This is a genomic window from Bacillus sp. GW821-FHT11D08 (assembly GCF_058808515.1).
The window spans coordinates 25,732-48,599 of record NZ_JBXARS010000008.1 but is presented as its reverse complement, the minus strand read 5'-3'; the positions used below and the strand labels follow the sequence as shown (position 1 = coordinate 48,599).

General features: G+C 39.9%; 19 protein-coding genes. 4 read left to right on the top strand and 15 right to left on the bottom strand.

Translation table 11 applies throughout. The features are described 5' to 3' along the window. Positions 1 to 44 precede the first annotated feature (44 nt). The 8 genes from AC1RRX_RS15785 to AC1RRX_RS15750 form a co-directional block, all read right to left on the bottom strand. Positions 45 to 1,211, bottom strand: coding sequence for an ABC transporter permease (locus AC1RRX_RS15785; protein ID WP_033575109.1), 1,167 nt, complete (start codon positions 1,209 to 1,211; stop codon positions 45 to 47). Positions 1,212 to 1,213: 2 nt separating this feature from the next. Further along, on the bottom strand, positions 1,214 to 2,422 hold the full coding sequence (locus AC1RRX_RS15780; RefSeq protein ID WP_064107291.1) for an ABC transporter permease: 1,209 nt from the start codon (positions 2,420 to 2,422) through the stop codon (positions 1,214 to 1,216). 15 nt (positions 2,423 to 2,437) lie between these two features. After that, positions 2,438 to 3,370, bottom strand: coding sequence for an ABC transporter ATP-binding protein (locus AC1RRX_RS15775; protein WP_024084826.1), 933 nt, complete (start codon positions 3,368 to 3,370; stop codon positions 2,438 to 2,440). 217 nt (positions 3,371 to 3,587) lie between these two features. Beyond that, positions 3,588 to 4,241: a response regulator transcription factor gene (locus AC1RRX_RS15770; protein WP_033575107.1), complete on the bottom strand. Its 654-nt coding sequence runs from the start codon at positions 4,239 to 4,241 to the stop codon at positions 3,588 to 3,590. Positions 4,242 to 4,264: 23 nt separating this feature from the next. After that, positions 4,265 to 5,422, bottom strand: a complete 1,158-nt coding sequence (locus AC1RRX_RS15765) for a sensor histidine kinase (protein WP_144464824.1) — start codon at positions 5,420 to 5,422, stop codon at positions 4,265 to 4,267. Between the two features lie 55 nt (positions 5,423 to 5,477). After that, positions 5,478 to 6,182 (bottom strand): YjjG family noncanonical pyrimidine nucleotidase, encoded by a 705-nt coding sequence (locus AC1RRX_RS15760; protein ID WP_061861104.1) that lies wholly within the window; start codon positions 6,180 to 6,182, stop codon positions 5,478 to 5,480. A gap of 92 nt (positions 6,183 to 6,274) precedes the next feature. Then, positions 6,275 to 7,660, bottom strand: coding sequence for an amino acid permease (locus AC1RRX_RS15755; RefSeq protein ID WP_015416703.1), 1,386 nt, complete (start codon positions 7,658 to 7,660; stop codon positions 6,275 to 6,277). 426 nt (positions 7,661 to 8,086) lie between these two features. After that, positions 8,087 to 8,518 (bottom strand): MarR family winged helix-turn-helix transcriptional regulator, encoded by a 432-nt coding sequence (locus tag AC1RRX_RS15750; RefSeq protein WP_003156749.1) that lies wholly within the window; start codon positions 8,516 to 8,518, stop codon positions 8,087 to 8,089. A 195-nt stretch (positions 8,519 to 8,713) separates the two neighbouring features. Here AC1RRX_RS15750 and AC1RRX_RS15745 point away from each other — a divergent pair, with 195 nt between their 5' ends. The 3 genes from AC1RRX_RS15745 (at position 8,714) to AC1RRX_RS15735 (ending at position 10,736) form a co-directional block, all read left to right on the top strand. Further along, on the top strand, positions 8,714 to 9,118 hold the full coding sequence (locus tag AC1RRX_RS15745; protein ID WP_085341690.1) for a CidA/LrgA family holin-like protein: 405 nt from the start codon (positions 8,714 to 8,716) through the stop codon (positions 9,116 to 9,118). Next, positions 9,088 to 9,780: an LrgB family protein gene (locus AC1RRX_RS15740; RefSeq protein WP_007408978.1), complete on the top strand. Its 693-nt coding sequence runs from the start codon at positions 9,088 to 9,090 to the stop codon at positions 9,778 to 9,780. The genes AC1RRX_RS15745 and AC1RRX_RS15740 overlap by 31 nt, the downstream gene beginning before the upstream one ends. Positions 9,781 to 9,890: 110 nt before the next feature. Beyond that, positions 9,891 to 10,736: an aldo/keto reductase gene (locus AC1RRX_RS15735; RefSeq protein WP_144464822.1), complete on the top strand. Its 846-nt coding sequence runs from the start codon at positions 9,891 to 9,893 to the stop codon at positions 10,734 to 10,736. A gap of 52 nt (positions 10,737 to 10,788) precedes the next feature. Here the strand turns inward: AC1RRX_RS15735 and AC1RRX_RS15730 are convergent, their stop codons facing one another. Further along, complete coding sequence (locus AC1RRX_RS15730; RefSeq protein WP_144464820.1) at positions 10,789 to 11,955, bottom strand: DUF4885 family protein; 1,167 nt, start codon at positions 11,953 to 11,955, stop codon at positions 10,789 to 10,791. A gap of 134 nt (positions 11,956 to 12,089) precedes the next feature. Here AC1RRX_RS15730 and AC1RRX_RS15725 point away from each other — a divergent pair, with 134 nt between their 5' ends. After that, positions 12,090 to 12,971: a hypothetical protein gene (locus tag AC1RRX_RS15725; protein ID WP_144464818.1), complete on the top strand. Its 882-nt coding sequence runs from the start codon at positions 12,090 to 12,092 to the stop codon at positions 12,969 to 12,971. Between the two features lie 102 nt (positions 12,972 to 13,073). Here the strand turns inward: AC1RRX_RS15725 and AC1RRX_RS15720 are convergent, their stop codons facing one another. From AC1RRX_RS15720 to glmM, 6 genes are all read right to left on the bottom strand, one after another. Further along, positions 13,074 to 13,727, bottom strand: a complete 654-nt coding sequence (locus AC1RRX_RS15720; RefSeq protein WP_144464816.1) for an ABC-2 transporter permease — start codon at positions 13,725 to 13,727, stop codon at positions 13,074 to 13,076. Then, the gene (locus AC1RRX_RS15715; protein ID WP_144464814.1) at positions 13,705 to 14,577 is read right to left on the bottom strand and encodes an ABC transporter ATP-binding protein; all 873 of its coding nucleotides are present in this window, start codon (positions 14,575 to 14,577) and stop codon (positions 13,705 to 13,707) included. The genes AC1RRX_RS15720 and AC1RRX_RS15715 overlap by 23 nt, the downstream gene beginning before the upstream one ends. A 606-nt stretch (positions 14,578 to 15,183) precedes the next feature. Continuing rightward, positions 15,184 to 16,158: a TIR domain-containing protein gene (locus tag AC1RRX_RS15710; protein WP_025650151.1), complete on the bottom strand. Its 975-nt coding sequence runs from the start codon at positions 16,156 to 16,158 to the stop codon at positions 15,184 to 15,186. 15 nt (positions 16,159 to 16,173) lie between these two features. Continuing rightward, complete coding sequence (locus tag AC1RRX_RS15705; RefSeq protein WP_128424632.1) at positions 16,174 to 18,585, bottom strand: ATP-binding protein; 2,412 nt, start codon at positions 18,583 to 18,585, stop codon at positions 16,174 to 16,176. A gap of 691 nt (positions 18,586 to 19,276) precedes the next feature. Next, the gene (gene glmS, locus AC1RRX_RS15700; protein WP_039252922.1) at positions 19,277 to 21,079 is read right to left on the bottom strand and encodes a glutamine--fructose-6-phosphate transaminase (isomerizing); all 1,803 of its coding nucleotides are present in this window, start codon (positions 21,077 to 21,079) and stop codon (positions 19,277 to 19,279) included. A gap of 431 nt (positions 21,080 to 21,510) precedes the next feature. Further along, positions 21,511 to 22,857, bottom strand: a complete 1,347-nt coding sequence (gene glmM, locus AC1RRX_RS15695; protein ID WP_007408011.1) for a phosphoglucosamine mutase — start codon at positions 22,855 to 22,857, stop codon at positions 21,511 to 21,513. Between the last annotated feature and the right edge of the window lie 11 nt (positions 22,858 to 22,868).

The following is a 22,868-nucleotide window of genomic DNA, read 5'->3' as shown; positions in this document are numbered from 1 at the left end:
TCACGTCCTTTTTGATCTGTTAATTTTATCAGATTATTGTTGATTTAATTTTTCTTTTTTTTAATCTCCCTGCTTATTAAGATGAAAGATACAATAATACTTAATAAGCCGACACTTGCAAAAATTACGATCGGAAGCCATTCAGTTCCTAAGGTACTCTTACTAAAGATAATGTTGTTTAAAGACTGTATTGCCCATGCTTCGGGTGTAAATTTAGAAATAACCTGCATATATTTTGGAGCAATTTCCAATGAGAAAAAGGAACCGCCTATCATCCCGCTTACTGCAATTATGATCGATGCGGCAGAAGTAAACTGCTTTTGGCTTCTCATAAATGGAACCATAATCATCGTAATGCAGGTCAATGCAAATAAATAAACAGCGAGCATAACAGCGATGGCAAAGATGTTATGACCTATGCTGATCTTGAGTAAATATTTTCCCGCAAGTATAATAACGATTATATGAATGATTCCGGAAATATAAGTAGCAGCCATTTTGGATAAAACATATTTTGTATAGTTTATAGGCGTACTTAGTAATCTGCTGAAAGTATTATTCTCTTTTTCATCAATAAGTGTTCTTAACCCTTGAATAACAACAAACCAAATAAACATTACAAGAAAACCAATTAATCTCACGGTCGCATTATCCTGAGTATGTTCACCCTGACTTAATGTTTTGTCATTCACTTCTATTCCTGAATTGTTTTTCAATTTCTTGAAAATGTTCTTTTCTATATCTTTTGAGTCCGTATGCAACTGTGCAGACATATATTGCGAATCTTTAACTACCTTTTTAAGAGTTCCCGCCTCATTTGTGACCAGCTGCTCTAACAATGTTCCGCTGCCGTTCTCGTAGTTTTGGATGATTTTCATTTTTATCTTGTGATTGTCCGTCAAATCCTTTCCAAAACCTTTTTCAATAACGACCCCAAAAGGAATATCCTGATCATCGACTTTTTTCTTTAATTCATTTTCCGTTAGCTTTATAACTTTAATATTTTTATGCTCTTTTATCATTTCAATGAGCTTTGCAGCATAGTTACTTTTATCAGCATTGGCTATATACAAGTTCTCTTTGCTATCCGTATCTTGAGAAAAAGAGAACAAAAATGTAAGGATTAACGGCACCGAAATCGTTGCAAAAATTGCTAATCTATTTCGGAGCATCAGTTTCAGCTGATGTTTAATCATGGCAATCAATTGCACTACTACGCCACCTTCTTCCGGTTGAATACCATAATATTAATAAAGACAAAGATGAGACCAATACCAATTAGCTCAAGCAAATCAATATACATGCCGCTAAGACCAATATTCTGTTTGACTTTTAAATAAGAGTTTATTGCCTTACCGTTCGGTATGATCTCTTGAACAACCCTCAAGCTATCAGGCAGTCCGTTCTTAGAAATAAAACTGCCTCCCAAAAAACTAAAAATATAAAGAACCGGAGAAGCCATACTGGACACCGCCACGTGGTCCTTAGCGGTAAAACCCCAAAACAATACAATGCTGCCTATAGCAAATGCGTATACTACCGTAATAACAAAAATATCAAACAAGTTGCCCCAGTTCATTCGGAATACGACCCAGCTTATCAGAATAACAGCAGTCATCTGCATTAAGATCGCAAAAATAATACCTGTCAACTTTCCAAGCACATACTGAATATTTAAAGTCGGTGTAGATTTAATTCTGAACAGCGTATTATTCTGCCGCTCATCAACAATGCTGTGAACAAGCACAAAAGCCGTCATAATGGAAAACATGACAACCATTGCAATTGAATAATACTGCATGGAATCGACAGGAACCGCATTTTTATTTGTCGCTGCTTTTGGGATATCAGCGGAGATCCCGTCATTATCGGCCAAATCGTTCATCATTTTTTCTATTTTTTCTTTTGGTACGCTGCCGCCGGAGCTGATATGTTTTATTACTTCTTGTTGCTCAGCGCTCATTGTTTTCACGCTTTTCGTAAAGCCCTCCAAAACAGCCTGAACAATATTTTTATCTATGGTCTTGTTATTATCTCCAATTAAATCGATATTTGTTTTCCCGTTGTTCATAACGGCTTTCGTAAAGTGTTCCGGTACATAGATAAAAGCTGCAGCCTTTCCTTCTTTAACTAATTTTTCACCGTCATTGTAGCTCTCAGCTTCTTTTAAATGAATGATATCTTTGAGATCGCCTTTCTTAAAAACTTTATCCTTTAAGACATCACCTAAAGAAACACTCTCCCCTGAATCTGCTGAGTAAAAAGCTACATCAAATGCTTCGATTTTTGAATCTGAATTACTGAACACACTGCCCAATATGAGGATTAGCAGTGATGGAAACAGCATCAGCTTTAAATAAAATGACTTATTTTTTGTTAACAGCTTAAAATCAAGAAAAAATAAGTTGAATAATTTTCTCAAGATAGCCTCCTCCTACTAATCTCTTAGGTTTTTCCCTGTAATTTGAAGGAAAATGCTTTCCAAATTTACTTCCTCGTACTTAAAGCTAGTGAGGTCGATCCCCAGATTTTTGATATCATCTACAATTTCAATGATGTTTCTTTCCTTCGTCGATACAAGCATTGAAATTTGTTTATGATCTACCGTCACTTTATCAATTCCTGTAATGCTGTTTATCCGGCTGAGTGCCTCTTCATCAGCACCCTTAAAAGTAACGGTTAAAGTGTCACAAGCATTTAAGTTTTCCTTGAGTTCTTCTTTCGTTCCTAAAGCAATAAGAGATCCATGATCAACAATTGCCACCTTCTCGCAAAGATACTCTACTTCTTCCATGTAGTGGCTGGTATAAATAACAGTCATTCCTTTTTCTTTATTCAGCCTTTTTACTGTTTCAAGAATATGATTTCTTGATTGCGGATCAATTCCTACTGTAGGCTCATCAAGAATTAATAATTTAGGATTATTCATTAACGCCACGCCTATGTTGACCCGGCGTTTCATTCCCCCGGAAAACTCTGATACATTTTGATTTTTTTTATCTGTCAGTTCAATAATCTCCAGAACCTCATCAGTTCTTTCTTTTAGCTTTTTCCCTTTCAGCCCGTAAAGGCTTCCGAAGAAGTTCAAGTTATCTTTGGCGCTTAACGTTTCATATAAAGCTAAATCCTGTGGAACAACCCCCATTATTTTTTTTATCTCAATAGGTTTTTCCTTAAGTGATTTATTATCTACTTTAATTGTCCCGCTGGTAGGTGCAAGAACAGTGCTAATCATAGAAACCATTGTTGATTTGCCGGCACCGTTAGGACCCAATAGTCCGAATACTTCTCCATCTTCTACAGTCAGCGAAATATTATTAACTGCCGTAAAGTCATCATATTTTTTGGTAAGTTTTTTTAATTCGAGCATAATTAAAACACCCCTCGTGGTATTTCGGTTCTTTTATTTTAACCTGAATGGAATATTTTTAGAATTTACTATAGTACTCATTTACCTTATTACTTTAGTTAGGAATCGCATTGTTACTTTAGTCATATACGGAAGGTGTAAGTCCGGATATATTCAGAAGAAAATGGAGGAAAGGAATTTGATGAAATTCCTTTCTGATTGAAGGAAAAAAGTTGAATCACATATGCTTTTGTAAATATAAGCTAAGCTCCGTTCGATTGTTCATTTGAAGTTTTTCCAGTATTCTTGATACATAATTTTTGACTGTGCCTTCAGTAATAAAAAGTGCTTCGCTTATAGCTTTGTTGCTTTTCCCTTCCATAATCTGTTTAGCGACTTCTTTTTCTCTGGGAGTAAGCAATTGCACCAGCTGTTCCTTTTCATTATTTTCTTGAACAAGCTCTTTATTATGTTCTACCGAATTTAGAGCCTTTACAACTTTTAGCGTTACCTTAGGATTTAACAGAATATTGCCTTCACATGCTGTTTTGATGGAATCAATAATTTCTTGTGAATCAGAATCTTTCAGTATGTAACCATCAGCACCGCTTTTCAGTCCAGTAAAAATGTATTCACTATCATTAAAGGTTGTCAGGATAATCACTTTAATATCCGGATATCTCTCTTTAACTAGCTTTGTTGCTTCAATGCCGTCCATTATGGGCATTCTTATATCCATTAAAATGATTTCAGGCCTTATCTGTTTTAGCAAATCTAATAAATGTTCACCATTAGAAGCTTCGCCTACAATATTAATTTCCTCGTGCAGACTCAGAATCATTTTAAGCCCTTCCCTGACAATTTGCTGATCATCCACAATGATAATATCCATATCAATACCTCCTCACATTCGGATTAAAGATCTGCTATCTCGGGGATTACGGCTTCCACAGTAAATCCTGAATCTAGCCCTGAATGAAAATCAACCTCTCCTCCAAGTGCAGCAAATCTTTTCTCTATTCCTTTTATTCCATTTGACTTATTAATTTCAGAACATCCTGTTCCGTTATCAGTTATCGATATAGAGATTTTTTCAAAAGACTTACGTATTCTTATTGAAAAAAACGTAGCATTTCCATGTTTTATCCCGTTCGTTATAGACTCTTGTACTGTTTTATAGAGACAATTCTTGATATCAGGATCAGCTGACTCTACTTTATTGTCCATATCAAGCTCGAATTTTATTTCATTTGTTTGCTGAAAATTTTCAAAAATCTCATTGATCGATTTCAGAAGCCCTTTTTGAGGAGCAGGGTCATTGAGCAAAGCGACAGCTTCTCTCAGGTTAATAATACACTCCTTCGATAAATCATGTGACTTATTGATGACTTGTTTAGCCTCGCTGGGATTTTTACTGACTATTTTATCGGCGAATTCAAGATTCATTGTTAATGCGATCAAATAATGCCCTAGGGAATCATGAAGCTCTTGTGCAATTCTTGTCCGCTCTTTAGAAATAGTTAACTCTTGAATCTTTTGAGAATAATTCTTAAGTTTAGTGTTTACACTTTGTAATTCTTTATTTAATGTTTGTATTTTTGCTTTTTCGAGCAGTACGTTTCTAAACAGATAAATAATAGCCATGATCACTAAATAGGACATCAATATATCTTTCCCGCTGGTCCCTGCTGCTTTAAGAGCTGTTAAAAAAATAATAAAATGCAGGCTTACTACAGTCCAGGGCAGTTTACGAGTTGTTACAATAATCTCGATCAGTAAGAAAATATTATATATTTGAGAACCGAGACAGTTAATTTTAAACAATAAAATGCCTGATAAAAGGTTACTTACTAAAAAAGATGCATAATATCTAAAAGAATACTGACCGCTTAGGTATTTTAATCTGATATGATCGTTGACGACTAAAAAAATGGTGATTATCAGCAGGTAAGCGGATTCCGAAGCCGTGAAAGTTGGCGTTTTAAAAATAGAACTGATAATAGAATATAAGGAAAAACAAATAATGGTTTTTTCTATGAGCACTCTTGTACTAATTGAAGAAAGATTTTTCATAATAATCCTTCCTGAGACAACTTGATATAAATTATATTATACATATATTGAGAAATCATAAAGCGACAACCTCCACGTTCAGCACATCATACAGCTCATCAAGCGAATGAATCTCGTACGTCGGGATGATTCCGGACTCATTTGCTTTCTTTCCGGGATTAAACCAGCACGTATCCATTCCCGCCATCTGGCCGCCTTTTATGTCCGCGCTCAGTGAATCGCCGATAATAAGTCCGCCCTCGGCAGAAAAACCGGGAATTCTCGCAAACACGTAATCAAAGTATTCCTTCATCGGCTTTTGAAAACCCGTGTCCTCAGATACAAACACATCTTTAAAGAACGGATACAGACCGGAGTCGCCCAGCCGCTTATATTGTGATCTTGAGACGCCGTTCGTCACGATGTATAAATCAAATAAAGGACTCAGCCGTTCAATCAGCTCATAAGCTCCGTCTATCATCTGGTGCCCTTCTTCTAAGTATTGGCGGTACGCCTGATTCATCAGCACGCCGTCGGCTTCGAGGCCGTATTCTTTAAACAAAAGGGCAAACCGTGTATTCACCACTTCATCGCGGGTCATTTCCCCCTCTTCAAACGCCTTCCACAGCCCTTGATTTAACGCTTTATAACGGGCTTCCACCTCTGCCGTCAGCTCCAGCTTTGAACCTTGAAACAATTTTTGAAGAGCATCGGTTTCTGAAGCGGTAAAATCCAGCAGCGTATTGTCTATATCAAATAATAACGTACGGTAATGACTCATCGATGTTTCCCCCGGTTCTGCTTTTTTTAACCAGTATACCACTCGCGGACAAGCCGAAAAAGACACCCCTGTAAGAGAGGTGTCTTTTTGAATTATACAGCGTCTTCTATTTTCGATTTTTCACCAGGCATGCGCTTGCCGATACCGAACGCATAATAGCTGACCGTCACTATCGCCAGGAAAATCACCCCGACAACCAAAGAAATCCGCGTATCTTTGTTAAACCACATGCCGATCAATACCATGAGTAAGAAAGCGATCGTCAAATAGTTTGTAAACGGCGCAAAAGGCATTTTAAACGGATGCTTATCAAGCTCAGCGCCCTTCGCTCTTCTGAAACCGAGATGGCTGATTAAAATGACGAACCACGGAATCATTCCCGGCAGCACACTCGCGCTGTACACATAGACAAAAATTTTCGGAGGCGCGATGTAGTTCAGCACGACACCGATCACAAGTCCGATTAATACGGCAAACGTACCGAATATCGGCACACCGCTCGAAGAAACTTTCTTAAAGAATTTCGGGGCCTGTCCGTTCACGCCCAATGTATAAAGCATGCGTCCCGCACTGAATATCCCGCTGTTGCATCCGGACATCGCAGCGGTAATCACAACAAAGTTAATCAAACCGGCCGCCGCCGTAATCCCGACTTTCGCAAATGTCGAAACAAACGGACTGCCGAGTGAGTGAAGCTCATTCCACGGATATACGGTAACGATTACGAAAATCGCACCGATGTAGAAAATTAAAATCCGCCAAATAATACTCTGAATCGCGCTTCGCAGCGTTTTTTGCGGGTCCTTCGCTTCCCCTGCCGTAATCCCGATCAGTTCGACCCCTTGATAGGCCGCAACGACCAAAGACAAGGCAAAGAAAAATCCTGAAAAACCATTCGTAAAGAAACCGCCGTGCGACCATAAATTAGATAATCCGATCGCATGCCCTCCGTTACCGAAACCGAAGAAAATAATCCCGATTCCGGCCACAATCATCAGAATAATGGTGACGATTTTGATCATGGCAAACCAAAATTCAAACTCACCGAAAGATTTTACCGAAATTAAATTCGCCGCACCGAGAATGGCCATGGCGATAATGCCGGGAATCCATGCCGGCAGATCAGGAAACCAATATTTCATATACGAACCGACGGCGATAATTTCAGACATCCCGACGATCACCCATTGAAACCAGTTGCTCCACGCCGTCATATAGCCGGCTAACGGATGTATATACTTATGGCCGAACGTCGCAAACGACCCTGTACTCGGCTCTACATAGAGCATTTCGCCCATCGCACGCATGATAAAAAAGATAAAGATACCCGAGATCGCATAAGCCAGCAGGACAGACGGCCCGGTCCATCCGATCGTGCTGGATGACCCCATGAATAAACCGACACCGATCGTGCCGCCCAGCGCAATCATCTGTATATGACGCGCGCCTAAGCCTCTCTTTAATTCTTTGTTTGCCACTTCGCTTCCTCCTCTTAACAGCTCTGATATATGTGAAATAATGAAGCAGAAGGTGCACCTGTTGAACCTAACTCACTCTTCATTTCCCGCAATATTAGAAATATTCTATCTTTCTATTGTTATATAATCTCCAATTTCCTTATTCCATCATAATAAATTTCCGTGGAAAATACAATTGTTTTTTTCAGGTAAACACCTTGCACCCTAAATCAACAAACCGAAAATAAAGCGCTTTCATTTTTATTGAATTATGAATATTGAGATAATAAATGCCGCAGCCTCCGAGAAACAGGATGTCCCCTGGAGAAACATGTTCCGCCCCCTATTCAATATTATTTTTGCTAAGCAGAATGGCGTAAAGCCTTACCCTCTTCCATTCTCCCTTGTATACGCCATAATCCTGCTTAACTCGGCAAAAATCATGCATTAATCGATAAATGCCTCATTCAGCCGCAGCAAAAGCCGGCCGAACATTTCTTTTTCATCGCCGGACCAATCGTCAAGCATACGATGATACCGCTCAAGACGCATCTTTTTATCAGCTTTTAACCTCTGTTTGCCAAGCTTCGTAATCGCAAACAGACTGACCCGCCCGTCAGAAGGATCGGAAAAACGCTGGATCAGCTCTTTCGACTCCAAGGCCGCGGCCTGGCGTGACAATGTGGAAATATCCAGCTTAAATGATTCGGCCAATTCCTTCACACGCGCCGGCCCGAATTCATCCAGCTGCCGTAATAACAAATACGCAGCCCTTTCCAGATGTCCGATTTTACGGTCGGAGTTATCAAGATAAACAGCTCTCCTGATAAAAGTGGTGAGCTCATATTCAATTAATTCAATCGGATCTTGTTTTGACAAACAGCCTCACTCCTTACATTGACAACAGCAATATTAGTTGTATAATACAAACATATGCACATTTACTCAGAAAACATATAGAAAGATTTTGCATACATATATTTGTATAGTACAAATATATGCGTAAAAAGTAAAGAAACTTACCGAAGCATCAAGAAAGGGGGAAGCTGCTCTTCTCCAAAGAACAGCATTGTCGTGAAAGTCATACGCATCATACTGCAAATCATTATTTTATTCGCATTTTCCTTTATCGGGGGAGCCGTTCAGCAGTTCTTTCACCTGCCCATTCCCGGAAGTATCATCGGTTTGATCCTGCTGATCATATGTTTATCGGTTAAGATCATTCCCGTCAAAATGATTGAAGAAGGAGCCGGATTTTTGCTGTCTTTTCTTCCGCTGTTATTCATTCCGGCCATGACGGGCGTCATCAATTACCCGTCACTGTTTTCCGCCAGCGGGGCTGCTCTGTTTCTGATCATCGTGCTGAGCACCATCGTCACAATGATCGCCGCAGGGTACGCCAGCCAGCTGTTAGAGCACAAAGCCAATCAGAGAAAGGAGAAAAAGAAGTGCAGCAAGCATGTATCGCAATCCTTATAATTTTGTTCACGGCCGCCGCCTATCTGGCTATGGTGAAGTTATATGTGCGCTTTCCATATCCCTTTCTCATACCGGTTTTGACGACTACGATTTTCATTATCGCCGTGCTGCTTGTTTTTCATATTTCGTATAAAGACTATATGATCGGCGGCCAATGGATCAATTCACTGCTCGGACCCGCCGTGGTGGCTTTGGCATACCCGCTTTATAAGCAGCGCCGGGTATTAATCAAGTATATGTTTCCGATCATCGGCGGCGTGTTGGCCGGTTTATTCTCCGGAATGGTCAGCGGCCTGCTATTTGCAGAGCTGTTCGGCATCAGCCGGAGTTTGATTTTGTCAATTATCCCAAAATCAATTACGACGCCTGTCGCCATACAGATTGCGTCCGGTATCGGCGGTGTCCCTTCCATGACAGTCGTGTTCGTCATGATCGCAGGGTTTTCCGGCGTTATCTTAGGACCGCTGCTTCTCAAGTGGATCCGCATCCGCAGCTCACTCGGGAAAGGAATTGCATTCGGGAGCGCTTCCCATGCGCTCGGCACCTCAAAAGCAATGGAGTACGGAGAATTAACGGTCTCCATGAGTTCTGTTTCCATGACGCTCTGCGCCGTGTTAGGGTCGGTCTTCGGCCCCGTCGTAGCATGGATGTTTCAAATTTAAAGCTGACGATTCTCCGTCAGCTTTTTTCATGTGCGGATCATCTCATTTCCTTCCATTATTAAGTTTCATTTGTAAGAATAATGGTAAAGTAGAAAACAAGGAGGGATTTAATGATGACTGAAGCAATTCCGCAAAAGAAACTGCTGGATGGGACAAGCATTCCCGCGATCGGCTTCGGTACATACGCTCTTAACGGAAACAACGGCGTTCATGCCATTACCAGCGCCATTGATATCGGCTACCGTCTGATTGACACCGCTTATAACTATGAAAATGAAGGGACGGTCGGAGAAGCCATCAAGAGAAGCTCTGTTCCGAGAGAACAGCTATACGTGACGTCCAAGCTGCCCGGACGCTACCATGACTATGACAAAGCTGTACAGACCATCCAAGAATCTTTATACCGCGCCGGTCTGGACTACTATGACCTGTATCTCGTCCATTGGCCGAATCCGAAACAAGACCGCTACACGGAAGCATGGCAGGCACTGATTGATGCGAAAAAATGGGGTCTGATCCGATCCATCGGCGTCTGCAATTTCCTGCCTGAGCATATCGAACGGCTCGAACGTGAAACCGGCGTAAAGCCAGGCATCAACCAAATCGAACTGCATCCCGCTTTTAATCAGCAGCAGCAGCGCCAATGGCACGAAGAACAGGGCATCGTGACAGAATCATGGAGTCCGTTATCCCGCGCCGGCGAAGTATTGAACGATCAAAAACTCGGACGGATTGCGGACAAATACGGCAAAACCATTTCTCAAGTCATTTTACGCTGGCATATCCAGATGGGCGCCATCCCGATTCCAAAATCAGCATCGCCCGAGCGCCAGCTTGAAAACATCTCCGTTTTTGATTTCTCCCTTGATGAAAACGACATGAACATCATCGACTCGCTTACCCGCCCCGACGGACGCATAAACGGCCAAGATCCGGCGGAGTATGAGGAGTTTTAAGTAAACGCATAAAGAAAAGCTGACGGCATCATTTGTCAGCTTTTTTCTCATTTTATATACGCACACCCAGCTCCCGTTTCCATTCAGAAAGCCAGTCTGTATCCCCAGATCCGTATTGCCTGCTTTGGCCGACATCACGCAGAGATCCGTTTTTATACTCAATGGACAGCACCAAATCAGGAATGGCGTCATAACCCGTTCTCGCAAGCTTCGTGAGCCCCTGTCCGTAATGGGCGGCCGCTTCTGCGGCCGTATGTCTCAACAAAGGATCTTGCTGCAGCGCTTCCTTATAGACGTCTAAAAGGTCGCGTCCGTCTTCTGTGACGTACTTTCCGTCCACGATCTGCAAGTCTTTCAGATGATAGCCGGTCACCTCGTACATTTCCCGAACGACTTGATATTTCTCATATGTTTCCGGCGTAAACTGCGAGGAGTCATCACTCCGGCTGCGAATGATGTGCGCAAACAGCTCTTTGCTGTTTTCCCCGGAGTTTAAGACAGCTTCAATCTGCTGAGTGAGCTCTTTATCGTCAGTCCCGCTCACTTTCAACAGATAATCAATCGGTGATATCGTAAATGTAAGATTCGCACCCTCCGGAATCTGAATATGATTCCGATGGAAAAGCATCTCAATCTGCTGATTCACCTGCCCGCGCTGAAACACCTTTTCATTTTCGACTTGAATCTCTCCGTTGAGCGTTTCACCCCGAAACGCCGCATCACGGAAATCATAGCTCTGGGCTTTCCCCTTAAACAGCCATTCCGTTTCATTATGATAAGCGGCCTGACGCTCCGATTCTGATAAATCACTTCTGAAATAAGGTGAATCGGCACGCTGGTATTTGTCCTTAATATAATGCAAAGGATCTGGTTTTCGTTTATTGATTTCATTGATACGGCTGTATTTCTCATCAAGAATCTTGCTCGCAATATCACTCTCAGACTCATATGGATTATTAGCGTCTATTACCGTCTCATTCCCATTATCCGTAATCGTTTTCTGATTTGCAGATTGATATAAACGGGACAGGCTGCTCCCTTTCTCAGTGACACCGCTCCTTGAATAATTCACCTGGCTCAGATCGCGGCTCCCGCCTGTCTGAATCAATAAGCTGTCCGATCCTTTTGCCGCATCTTTCACATTTGTTTTGGAAGAATACCGCTGAAGCACTTGCTGAACCATTACTTGATTTTTTATATATCGAGCGTTTAGGCGCATGTTTTTAACCTCCGCTTGAGATGATGTTCTAGTGTTTGTATCGGCTGTTTCCCAGTTGATTTTAACCTTAAATAACAAATGTTTACATAGCTAATGTTTTTATGTATGATGTAGTCAAAAAGGGGGATTTTTCCATGAAGAAGTGTATATTGATTCTATTTGTCAGTGTCATCGTTTTATCAGGCGCATTGTTTGCATCTTCACCTTCAGCCTCTGCGTCTCAAAAGAACTCGTTACAAATAAGCGCCATTACAGGAAATCATTCATTTGAAACTGCCAATCCGGTAGGCTACTGGAAATATAAAAATATTGATACTGCCATATTGCCAAAAGGGGAAAAAGATTCGTATTTCACTTTCACGGCAAATAAGGGAGAAAGACTTTATGTCAGGAGTTCAACAAGAAGTGAATACAAGGGAATGGACATTGAAATTTATAATAAAAATAAAGTACTGATCAGTAAAGGCACAGAAGTGATAAATCCTGATACGGCGCTACCTTTTATCTATGCGAATACAGATGCGAAAGAAAATAACGAGACGTTCTACGTGAAAGTGTCCCGCGGCTCCTACACTGACGATATGTACTTTACACTCTCTATTTACGACCGAATCAAATCCGGCAGTGAGACCTTCTCATTCAGCGGTACAGCTGAAAATAAAGGGAACACAGGCCTCAGTCCGAATGGATCAGATTCAACTGTTCTTAGACTCGACTTAACCAAACAGACAAGCATTCCAAGAGACGCCACAGTGAAAAGAATCAACACCACCGCAACCCAAACACCAAGCCAAGGAAATACAAGCCACTACATCATGTCGGAAGAAAATAAAGTGTGGCACCGTGCACTTGCAAACAGCTCCACTCAAGGAAATTACGGTATCACACTGGATGATAACCTCTCAGTCTCAAGCATCTGGAATTTTAAATACAACACACTCGCAACAGCAAAATCGACTATGAAAAATGTAAAATTGAAGATTGATTATGAGTACGATGTGACAACGCAGTTTTAATTAGAAGAACAGCCGCCCATTGTGCGGGCGGCTGTCTGCTTGGAGTTAAAGTGAATTTATGAGCCCGTGCCATGCCGTATCCTGTTATAACTTGATCAGTTGCTAAAATTCTTTTTTATGATATATAGCTGCGGCAATGAAAAATGAAATGATATATAAGATAACGCCGATCATGAGATATATAATCGGAACATATAAAGAAGGATTTATGTGCAAAAATGACAGCGGTACTTGTTCTGCTGCATACCCAGCGACACTTTGCAATCCAAACGTAGCAAAAAGTCCCCCCATTGCTCCTCCAATCACGATAGCATCGGATTTTTCCGGGCCTATCATGTAGAGAAGAGGATAAACGATTGCACCGGCAAAGAGAACGATGAACGTTCCAAAAGAGACAATATTAAATATGCCGTCAATCGGTTCATCAGAACCCAGGCTGTATACAAGGAAAATACCATAAGATATTACGGCTCCGATCACAACAATCAAAAGATAGAAGACATAGTGGCTTTGAACAATATTTGTTCTGCTGACCGGTAAAGTCAGGACATACCTGTCATAGCCAGACTTGCTCTCATACTTTATAACCTCAAGTGCGGGCATGACGACAAACAAAATAATCAGCATAGCAACAAAACGATGCATTGAAGCATCCCCAAAATAAAAAATGACTGCTGATACCAATATGGCCAACCCCGTGTATGCAAAGAAACTCCGATAAACCAAGTAATAGTTAGTCAGTAACAGACCTCTCAATGTTTTCACTCCTCGTTAAAAAGACGCTGATTTCTTCTATGGAAATGGTGTTGGCCGATACGCCATTCGGCAACTTCTGTTGATCCGATACAAGCACACTCCAATAAGATCCATGATTCCTTTTTGCTAGAACGATTTCTTCGTCTAGCTCAGCCAATTGGCCTTCATCAACGTCTATAACGGTATAGCTTTCAAGAACCTTATCTTTCTCTTCATTTAATAAAATTTCTCCATCTTTCATAATAACGATATGGCTGGCTATCTTCTCGACATCAGTCATAATGTGCGATGAAAGTAAAATACCGCCGTTGCTTTTACTCACAAAGCTTTTTAATTCATTTAACAGATCATCTCTTGAAGAGGGATCAAGCCCTCCCGTTGCTTCATCCAGGAGTAATAATTGTGCATTATGCGACAAAGCAACAGCTACGGATAACTTCATTGACATGCCGCGCGAGAATGTATTCACTTTTTTGTCCATAGGTAAAGAGAAAGAATGAACCAACCGGTAAAAATGATCTTGGTCCCAAGCACCGAATAGTTTCTTAAATACATGATTCAGCTGCTTTATCGTAAGGTGCGCAGGAAGATTCATCGCATCAAATACGACCCCAATATCTTCTTTGAACTTTATATGTTTATCCAGATTCTCTTTACCAAAGATTTTCACTTTACCTCTATCCTGAGAGATTAATCCTAATATCGTTTTAAATGTTGTTGACTTGCCTGCGCCGTTATCACCGATAAAACCGACAATTGATCCGGCAGGCACATTGAATGTAACATCCTTTAAAACAGCTTTATGGCCAAAAGATTTGCTGATGTTTCTGATTTCTAAAAGGTTTGACATCATTCCACTCCTATCATTGTTGTCAGGACTTTTTTAAGAATTGAACCGGATTATTGCAAAAATGTTGTTATTTTCATATCCAGTCGAGGTATTCATAATGGATCAGGAGTCGGCAAATACAAAAGGGATTTTAAAGTCTTTTTTAATCATAATTTGGATGTGTAATCGATTGATTACGTTTATATAATGGATATTCATGATGAAAATTGCTGGAGGTGATTACTTTCTGATGAGGCATGCACAAAAATAATTTACTAATGATTACATTTATGGATTTTAACCGGAATGCATCTCGTATTATAAAGCAGGTGTTAATCCTTTTCAATATATAAAAGGGGATTTCTTTACAATCGCAAAGAGTATGCATTTCTCATTTCCGCATTAAAAAACCCCTCTGGCTAATAATGTAGCTTTCGAATAAAGTTCAATTAAAAGCATTTTGCAAACGTTGATTTTATAATAGAAGAAACCCACACATTTTGAACAAAGTTTGATCAAAATGCGTGGGTTTGATTTTTGTGTGGAGTTTGGTTTTATAAAAAAGATTGATATAAAATATCAATTTCCCACTATGTATATGGCATTAACTAAATTCAAAGCAATCATTTAGTTAACACTTTGGTTAATTTCTTTTATAAAAGCTGTATAGTCAGATGCTTTTAGGTCACTTAAATTAGTATTGTTCCAATCACTTATATCAGATAAAAATTCACTGACGTTATTTGTGATACTCTTTATTCTTTTTAACTCCTGTAAAGGTTCAATCTTATTTGTATCTTGAGTTATTTTCTGAATCATTTCCGAGTATGCCTTCTCTTTCTCTTCCCAATATGATATATATCCTATCCTTTGCTCAAAAGAATATATATTAGCTGCAATTGTAGTCGGTATCTCTGAAAGTGAAGGTACAAATTCTTTATCAGAATCTTTTAGTATAACTAATAACATTTTCTCTTTATATTCACGCGAACGCATAACTTCAGATATCTCATACATACAATTTACTGATTTTAAATATTGGTCACTAATAATACTAATAACAAAATCGTGTTTCCCAATAGTTTTCATGAAATCTTTAATACTATCTTTAAACTCAATGTTTCGAACATCTCTAGTCAAAGTATACCCCATATTTTTGAAATCATTATCAATTAAATCAGCAAACGCTACATCATTCCAACAATATGAAATAAATATCTTCTGGTTCTTCATCTGTTCAGCCACTCCACTATCACCAATTTTATAAATCGTTTTATTTACTGTTACTAATTCCTCTGCTTTATTAATAGAGATATAATATAGCCTAATGTCTTTTAAAGTAAAGTACTCACTTTTAATATTTATAATACCCTCTATCAAATTTTGAACTCTCTCCAAACCAAATCTAAAGGGAAAATTCTTTATTTCTAATCTTTTTCCATCATCTCGTATTCCAAAGACTATATCTCCACCGTTACTGTTCGAGTATGCAACAATTAATTTTGCTATTTCTTCATGACTCGCAATTGGGTGTATATATGTTGTATTCTGTCTATTATTTGTACTTATTTTGTTTTCAATATCTTTAATTGTTCTAAACACTAAAAAGTACCTCTCTTATAACTTAGTCAATGGAATTTTAGATATACCTGTTGTTTTAAGCAAATCACCTAAAGTAACCATTCGTTGTACTTCTCCATCATCCGTCCATAATTGATAGTTGACATCATCTAAAGCCTCTAATTCTTCATCATAATAAAATATTATTTTTTGATAATCACTTGGACGAATAATGATTCTAAAATCATTTCCGTTATACTTAGCCGGAAATACCGTATCAGAATACTTTTCATTCATCCATTCTTCTAAAGTTGCCGGAAGTGTATAATCTTTAAGTCTGCTTAAATACTTAAAAATATTTTCTGTACTTCTATGTAGTAATTTCTCAACATAGCGTTTCATTTCTTCGGATGAGGTAATAACATGTTTTAATTGATTGATAATATCTTCTTTACTCAGTTCAGAGTTAGTTACAATCTCCATTATTTTATCTCGATTATTAATAATTTCATCTAATTCTTCAAACTTAATGTTATTTTCCTCTATTTTTTCCGCTATTCTATATCTTCTCAGATTTTCTTCTGGAGAAGATAACATCATTCTCTTTGAATATAAATTCCCAAACCATTTTTTTGATTTTTCAGGATTTGATAGGAACCAATTAGTTAATCTATTAAATATTTTTTGGGTAGATTCATTTCTTTCTATCCTGTCAATAGTTTCCTCACTGAGAAGTTTTGATACTTTGAGCTCAATTTGATCAGAGCATATTTCATTAGTCTTAATTTTTTTGGGGTGTTCTTCGAAATAGTGTTCAAATGAAATAATATCTACTTTCAATAACTGTCCTTCAATTTTCTCACCCAATAATGTTAAGATCTGTTTTAATTCTTGATCTATATTTTTATCAAGATAAATACAGGCGAACTGTACAAATTCATTAATTTGATTCGGTACAAATGCCGATTTTACAACTTCATCAATACCTGCATCCTTAATCCAAAGAGAAAAAAATGCATTTAACCACTCTGCATATAGAGTCTTATCATTCAAACAAGCAACTAATTTATCAATATTTGAATCTTCAAAAATATCGTTTATCCAAGAGAATCCAGCATTCTCTCCAAAAACCTCCGCCCAGCCTAAGTAAGTATCTTTAGTTGGTATCGATACTCCGTTATAATTAGATAAAACATCCCAAAGTAAGTCCTTATGTGTGCTTTTTTTTGTTTTTGGTATGCCTATTGCTACGTTACCATTATTATCTTTAAATGCTAATCGTTTCAAATCTTCCAAATGATTATGAATAGGAACAATTGGACTCTTCTCAATATGCTCTTTAATTTCTTTATAGCTATAAGCCTGAATATTTGATGAAGTAGAGGGTTTTAAAATGCAAATATTAAATTCATTTCTTGTCCTTTTACTTTCTGAACAATAATCTATTAATTCCTTGTATAAAGAGACAGCTACCTTTATTAATTCATTATTTACTGGATTGCTATCTCTAATAGCATTTCTGTCCCTTTCTACTTCAAATAATCCTGAATTAACTACTATAGGAAAACTAAATTTTTCAGTTCCTAATAGAGGAAATTCACAAAAGACCCTTGGCATGGCATCAGGAATTGGTAAGAAATATAATTTCTTGTCTTTACGTTCGATAGCACAACCAATAGTTACATTATTTTCATTTAATATTAGCAACTCTTTAATACTATCAGAAACGTTAATTTGAACAGCTTTTAGCTTGTTATTTGAACGTGAAGTTTCTACTTTCTCCTTTTTGTAACAATCACCATTGTATGTAATAGAGTTGATATTCTTATTAAAAGTTAATACATAAGGAATAGTCTCTTTTAAATCTTCTATCCCTTCCTCTACTGCTTCTTTTATGTCATCATCCTGTATTAAATAAACGAATTTTGTATCCTCATACTCTTCTTGTAATTCCTCTTGATTTCTGCTTACAAGATCTAATTGTTCTAGCATAATTTTTGTTTTATTCTTAATATCGCTATAATCATCTCCTGACCTATCAACAATGAACTCAAATTTTGTATACCTACTATCTTCTTGGCTAAACGACCCTTCAATTCGTACAACCTCTGATAATAAATGAGTCGACATAAAACCTGTTCCAAATTTTCCTGTTTTCTTTTCTTCTGAACTTTGCTTAGATGAGATTTGTGTGATTAAATCTAATAAATTTTCATACGAAAATGGCAGTCCATTATGACTAAATATGATTTGATTATTAGAGTAATCAATTTTTATATCTATTTTCTTACCTTTAGGTGTACAGTCTGATGCATTTTGAATTAGTTCCCATATCCATCTACGCCTAATAGTCTTTTTTTCTATTTCTGAAGACTCTCTTATCTTTTTCAATTCATCCCAAATTGTATTAGAACTCGCATCTAAAACTTTATTTAATAAAACCTCTTCATTAGACATAGTAATAATCAAACCTCTTTTTCCCTGTATTTTTCTGAATTCCCGGGTATTAATTTCTTTTTATTTTCGGCATTATAAGATTTGAGGAGCCTTCTATATTATTCATTTAAATATCCTTTACGAATTCTCCAACTCTCTTGATTTAAGTAAAGATGATAATATTACCTAGATCTCGAATGGGTTTAAAACTACTTCAAAAACATTAACTGATATTTCTCAGTATATTGATTTTGTACAACCTTCTAACCAATATTTATTCGTCTCCCTAAGCCTTTATCATAACAATGTGTTCTTTTGTTTTAAGAACTGTATGATGGTTTATTTCTAACTCATCTGCAACCTTTCATTGATAATATAATCTAATGATTATCTTGTATGCTAATTTTATTTTCTAAATATTCAGTTAAATGTTATAATTATTGTTTTATATCAGATAGAAGGCTCCTACTATCTTCCTTATTCAATTTATTATAAACGATGAGCATCCTTATTGAAGTTAATACTTGAATGTTTAGCTCCAGTTTATGTATTTTTTAGCTCCTATACCTTTTTCAATCAATTTTTCTACTTAGTTTTCTGTTTAGACATGAAAATACCCCTTTAGATGAGTATATCTAAAGGGGTAGAACGGTGCAACTTTTTCCAGGAACAATACAAACTTTGAATTTAAAACAACATACTGTTTTCTTTCCTTGTCAAATCCTTATTCCACAGTCACACTCTTCGCAAGGTTGCGCGGTTTATCAACGTCACAGCCGCGGTGCAGTGCCGCGTAGTAAGCGATCAGCTGCAATGGCACAACAGATACCAGCGGAGCAAGCGCAGGGTTGACTTCCGGCAGGATGAATCTGTCGTCTGCGTCTTCTAAGCCTTTCAGCGAGATGATGCAAGTGTTGGCGCCGCGGGCTGCGACTTCCTTCACGTTTCCGCGGATGCTCAGGTTGACGTGCTCTTGTGTCGCCAGCGCAAAGACTGGTGTTCCTTCTTCAATCAGAGCGATTGTTCCATGCTTCAGCTCGCCGCCGGCGAAGCCTTCCGCCTGGATGTAAGAAATCTCTTTCAGCTTCAGGGCGCCTTCGACACATACGAAGTAGTCGAGGCCGCGGCCGATGAAGAAAGCGTTTCTTGAAACAGTCAGGTACTCACGCGCGATCATTTCCATTTCGTCCTTCTGGTCGCAGAGGGCTTCCATGGCGTTTGCCGCGATACCTAATTCTTTGACTAAATCAAAACCGATATCAACACCGTTGCGTTCTGCTGCAACGGACGCAAGGATCGCGAGGACGGCAATCTGAGCCGTATACGCTTTTGTTGATGCCACCGCGATCTCAGGGCCTGCGTGCAGAAGCAATGTGTAATCCGCTTCACGGGAAAGCGTTGATCCCGGAACGTTTGTGATCGTCAGCGCTTTGTGACCCAGCGCTTTGACTTGAACAAGCACGGCGCGGCTGTCCGCTGTTTCTCCGCTTTGAGAAAGGAAGATAAAGAGCGGCTTCTTAGACAGAAGCGGCATGTTATAAGAGAATTCACTCGCTACATGCACTTCAACCGGTACGTTTGCCCACATTTCAATATATTGTTTCCCGACAAGACCGGCATGGTAGCTCGTTCCGCAAGCCACGATATAAATGCGGTCCGCTTCCGCCACAGCGTCAGCGACATCGCCGGCCACGGCCAGTCTGCCATTTTCGTCCTGATACGTTTGGATGATTTTGCGCATAACAAGCGGCTGCTCATCCGTTTCTTTTAACATGTAGTGAGGGTATGTGCCTTTTTCGATATCACTGGCATCAAGCTCAGCGATATAAGACGCACGTGTCATGACTTCACCGTCAAGGTTTTTAATCACGGCTTCGTCTTTTGTCACGATCACCATTTCTTTGTCCAAAAGCTCAACGTATTCATTCGTTACTTGAAGCATAGCCATCGCGTCAGACGCCACGACATTAAACGTATCTCCAAGGCCGATTAACAGAGGGCTTTTGTTTTTTGCAACGTAAATGGTGTCTGTGTTTTCACCGTCAAATAATGCAATTGCGTAAGAGCCTTTTAACAGAGTCAGTGTTTTGCGGAACGCTTCTTCTGTGTTAAGTCCTCCCGCCACAAATTGCTCGATCATTTGAACGACTACTTCAGTGTCCGTGTCGCTTTTCAGTTCAACGTTTTCAAGATATTCGCGCTTCAGCTGAACATAGTTCTCGATCACACCGTTGTGAACAAGTGTAAAGCGGCCGAGTGCGCTTTGATGCGGGTGAGCGTTCAGGAAGCTTGGTTCGCCGTGAGTCGCCCAGCGTGTATGGCCGATTCCCGCTTGAGATTCAACCGAGTGATCTACCACTTCACGAAGGTCGGCGATGCGGCCTTTTTCTTTGTACACATGCACGCCCTGCTCATTCGCCACAGCGATACCGGCAGAGTCATAACCGCGGTACTCAAGCTTCTCTAATCCTTTTAACAAAATCTCTTTCGCATCAAGCTGACCGATGTAACCTACAATTCCACACATATTTTCTTCCTCCTAAAGGTGCAAAAGGAGACGAAGAAAGTCAAATTACAAGGGGACTTTCAATCGTCCCCTCCCACATGTTTTTTTGGAAGATCATGTGATTTCTCTTTGTTCGGAGAGTCGCCCCTCCGGTTTGAAGAAATCCTTACGGCTGTGATCTAAATGAATCAGCCGGGAGGCATCCGCCGAAAATTCGATAACCTCCATCCTCGTCAACTAAGCCGTTTTTCGGGCGCTTAGTTCGGGCGCTGTAATTATAAAAGATGCAAACAATCCCGCCTTTCCTGCAAGTGAAAAACAAAGGCTGAACAAGCTTGATTTTACAGCATGTGCCAAGGACGGTCAATTATTTTTTGCCGCCCCGGCATCATGTTTACTATCATATTATGCTGATCGCACTTGTCTTGTTCGCTCTCTGCTTATAAACTTCGCTACTCCGCTCCCATTTCTGTCCGCACGACATCCACGATTTTTGTGACATATTCGTCACAAAGCTCTTTTGTTCTCGCTTCGGCCATCACTCGGACGAGCGGTTCGGTGCCTGACGGGCGCACTAAAATCCGGCCGTCTCCGTTCATTTCTTTTTCCACTTCAGAAATAACGGCCTTCACCTTAGCGTTTTCTTCTACCTTATATTTATCCGTCACTTTCACGTTCACTAAGAGCTGCGGGAATTTTTTCATTTCATCCGCAAGTTCTGAAAGGGTTTTGCCGGACGCCTTCAGCGTATTCACAAGCATGATCGCGGACAAAAGACCGTCGCCGGTAGTGTTGTAATCAAGGAAAATAAGGTGCCCTGACTGCTCGCCGCCGACATTATAGCCGTCTTTTTTCATCGCTTCTACGACATAGCGGTCGCCGACTGCCGTTTGAACGCTTTTGATTTCTTCTTTTTCAAGCGCTTTGTAGAAACCGAGGTTGCTCATCACAGTCGATACGACGGTATCATCCTTCAGACGGCCCTCTGATTTCAAATACTTCGCGCATATGTACATAATCTGATCACCGTCGACGATGTTTCCTTTTTCATCAACAGCAATGAGGCGGTCGCCGTCTCCGTCAAACGCAAGGCCGATATCGGCGTTTTTTTCTTTGACGAAAGCACTCAGCGCTTCCGGGTGTGTAGACCCGACGCCATCATTAATGTTTAATCCGTTCGGAGACGTCCCCATTGTAGACACGTCAGCATCGAGATCGGCAAAAAGGTGCGTCGCAATGGATGATGTCGCACCATGGGCGCAGTCAAGCGCTACATGAATGCCTGTGAAATCTTCGTCCGCCGTCTGCTTTAAAAATTGCAGATACTTTTGAACGCCTTCAAAATAATCGTTCACAAGCCCGAGGTCCGCGCCTGTCGGTCTCGGCAGCTTATCTTCCGGTTCATCCATAAGACGTTCAATCTCGGCCTCCTGCTCATCAGAAAGCTTAAAGCCGTCCCCTCCGAAAAATTTAATTCCGTTATCCTGTACGGGGTTGTGAGAAGCGGAGATCATGACGCCCGCCTCAGCATCCATGGCTTTCGTTAAATAGGATACCCCCGGCGTAGAAATAACGCCGAGGCGCATCACTTCAGCTCCGATCGATAAAAGTCCGGCGACAAGGGCTCCCTCCAGCATATGTCCGGAGATACGTGTATCGCGGCCGATCAGCACTTTCGGGCGCTGCTTATCTTTGGTCAGGACATAACCGCCAAAACGCCCAACTTTAAAGGCCAGCTCTGGCGTAAGCTCGCTGTTGGCAACACCTCTTACACCATCTGTTCCAAAATACTTGCCCATTTTGTATCGCT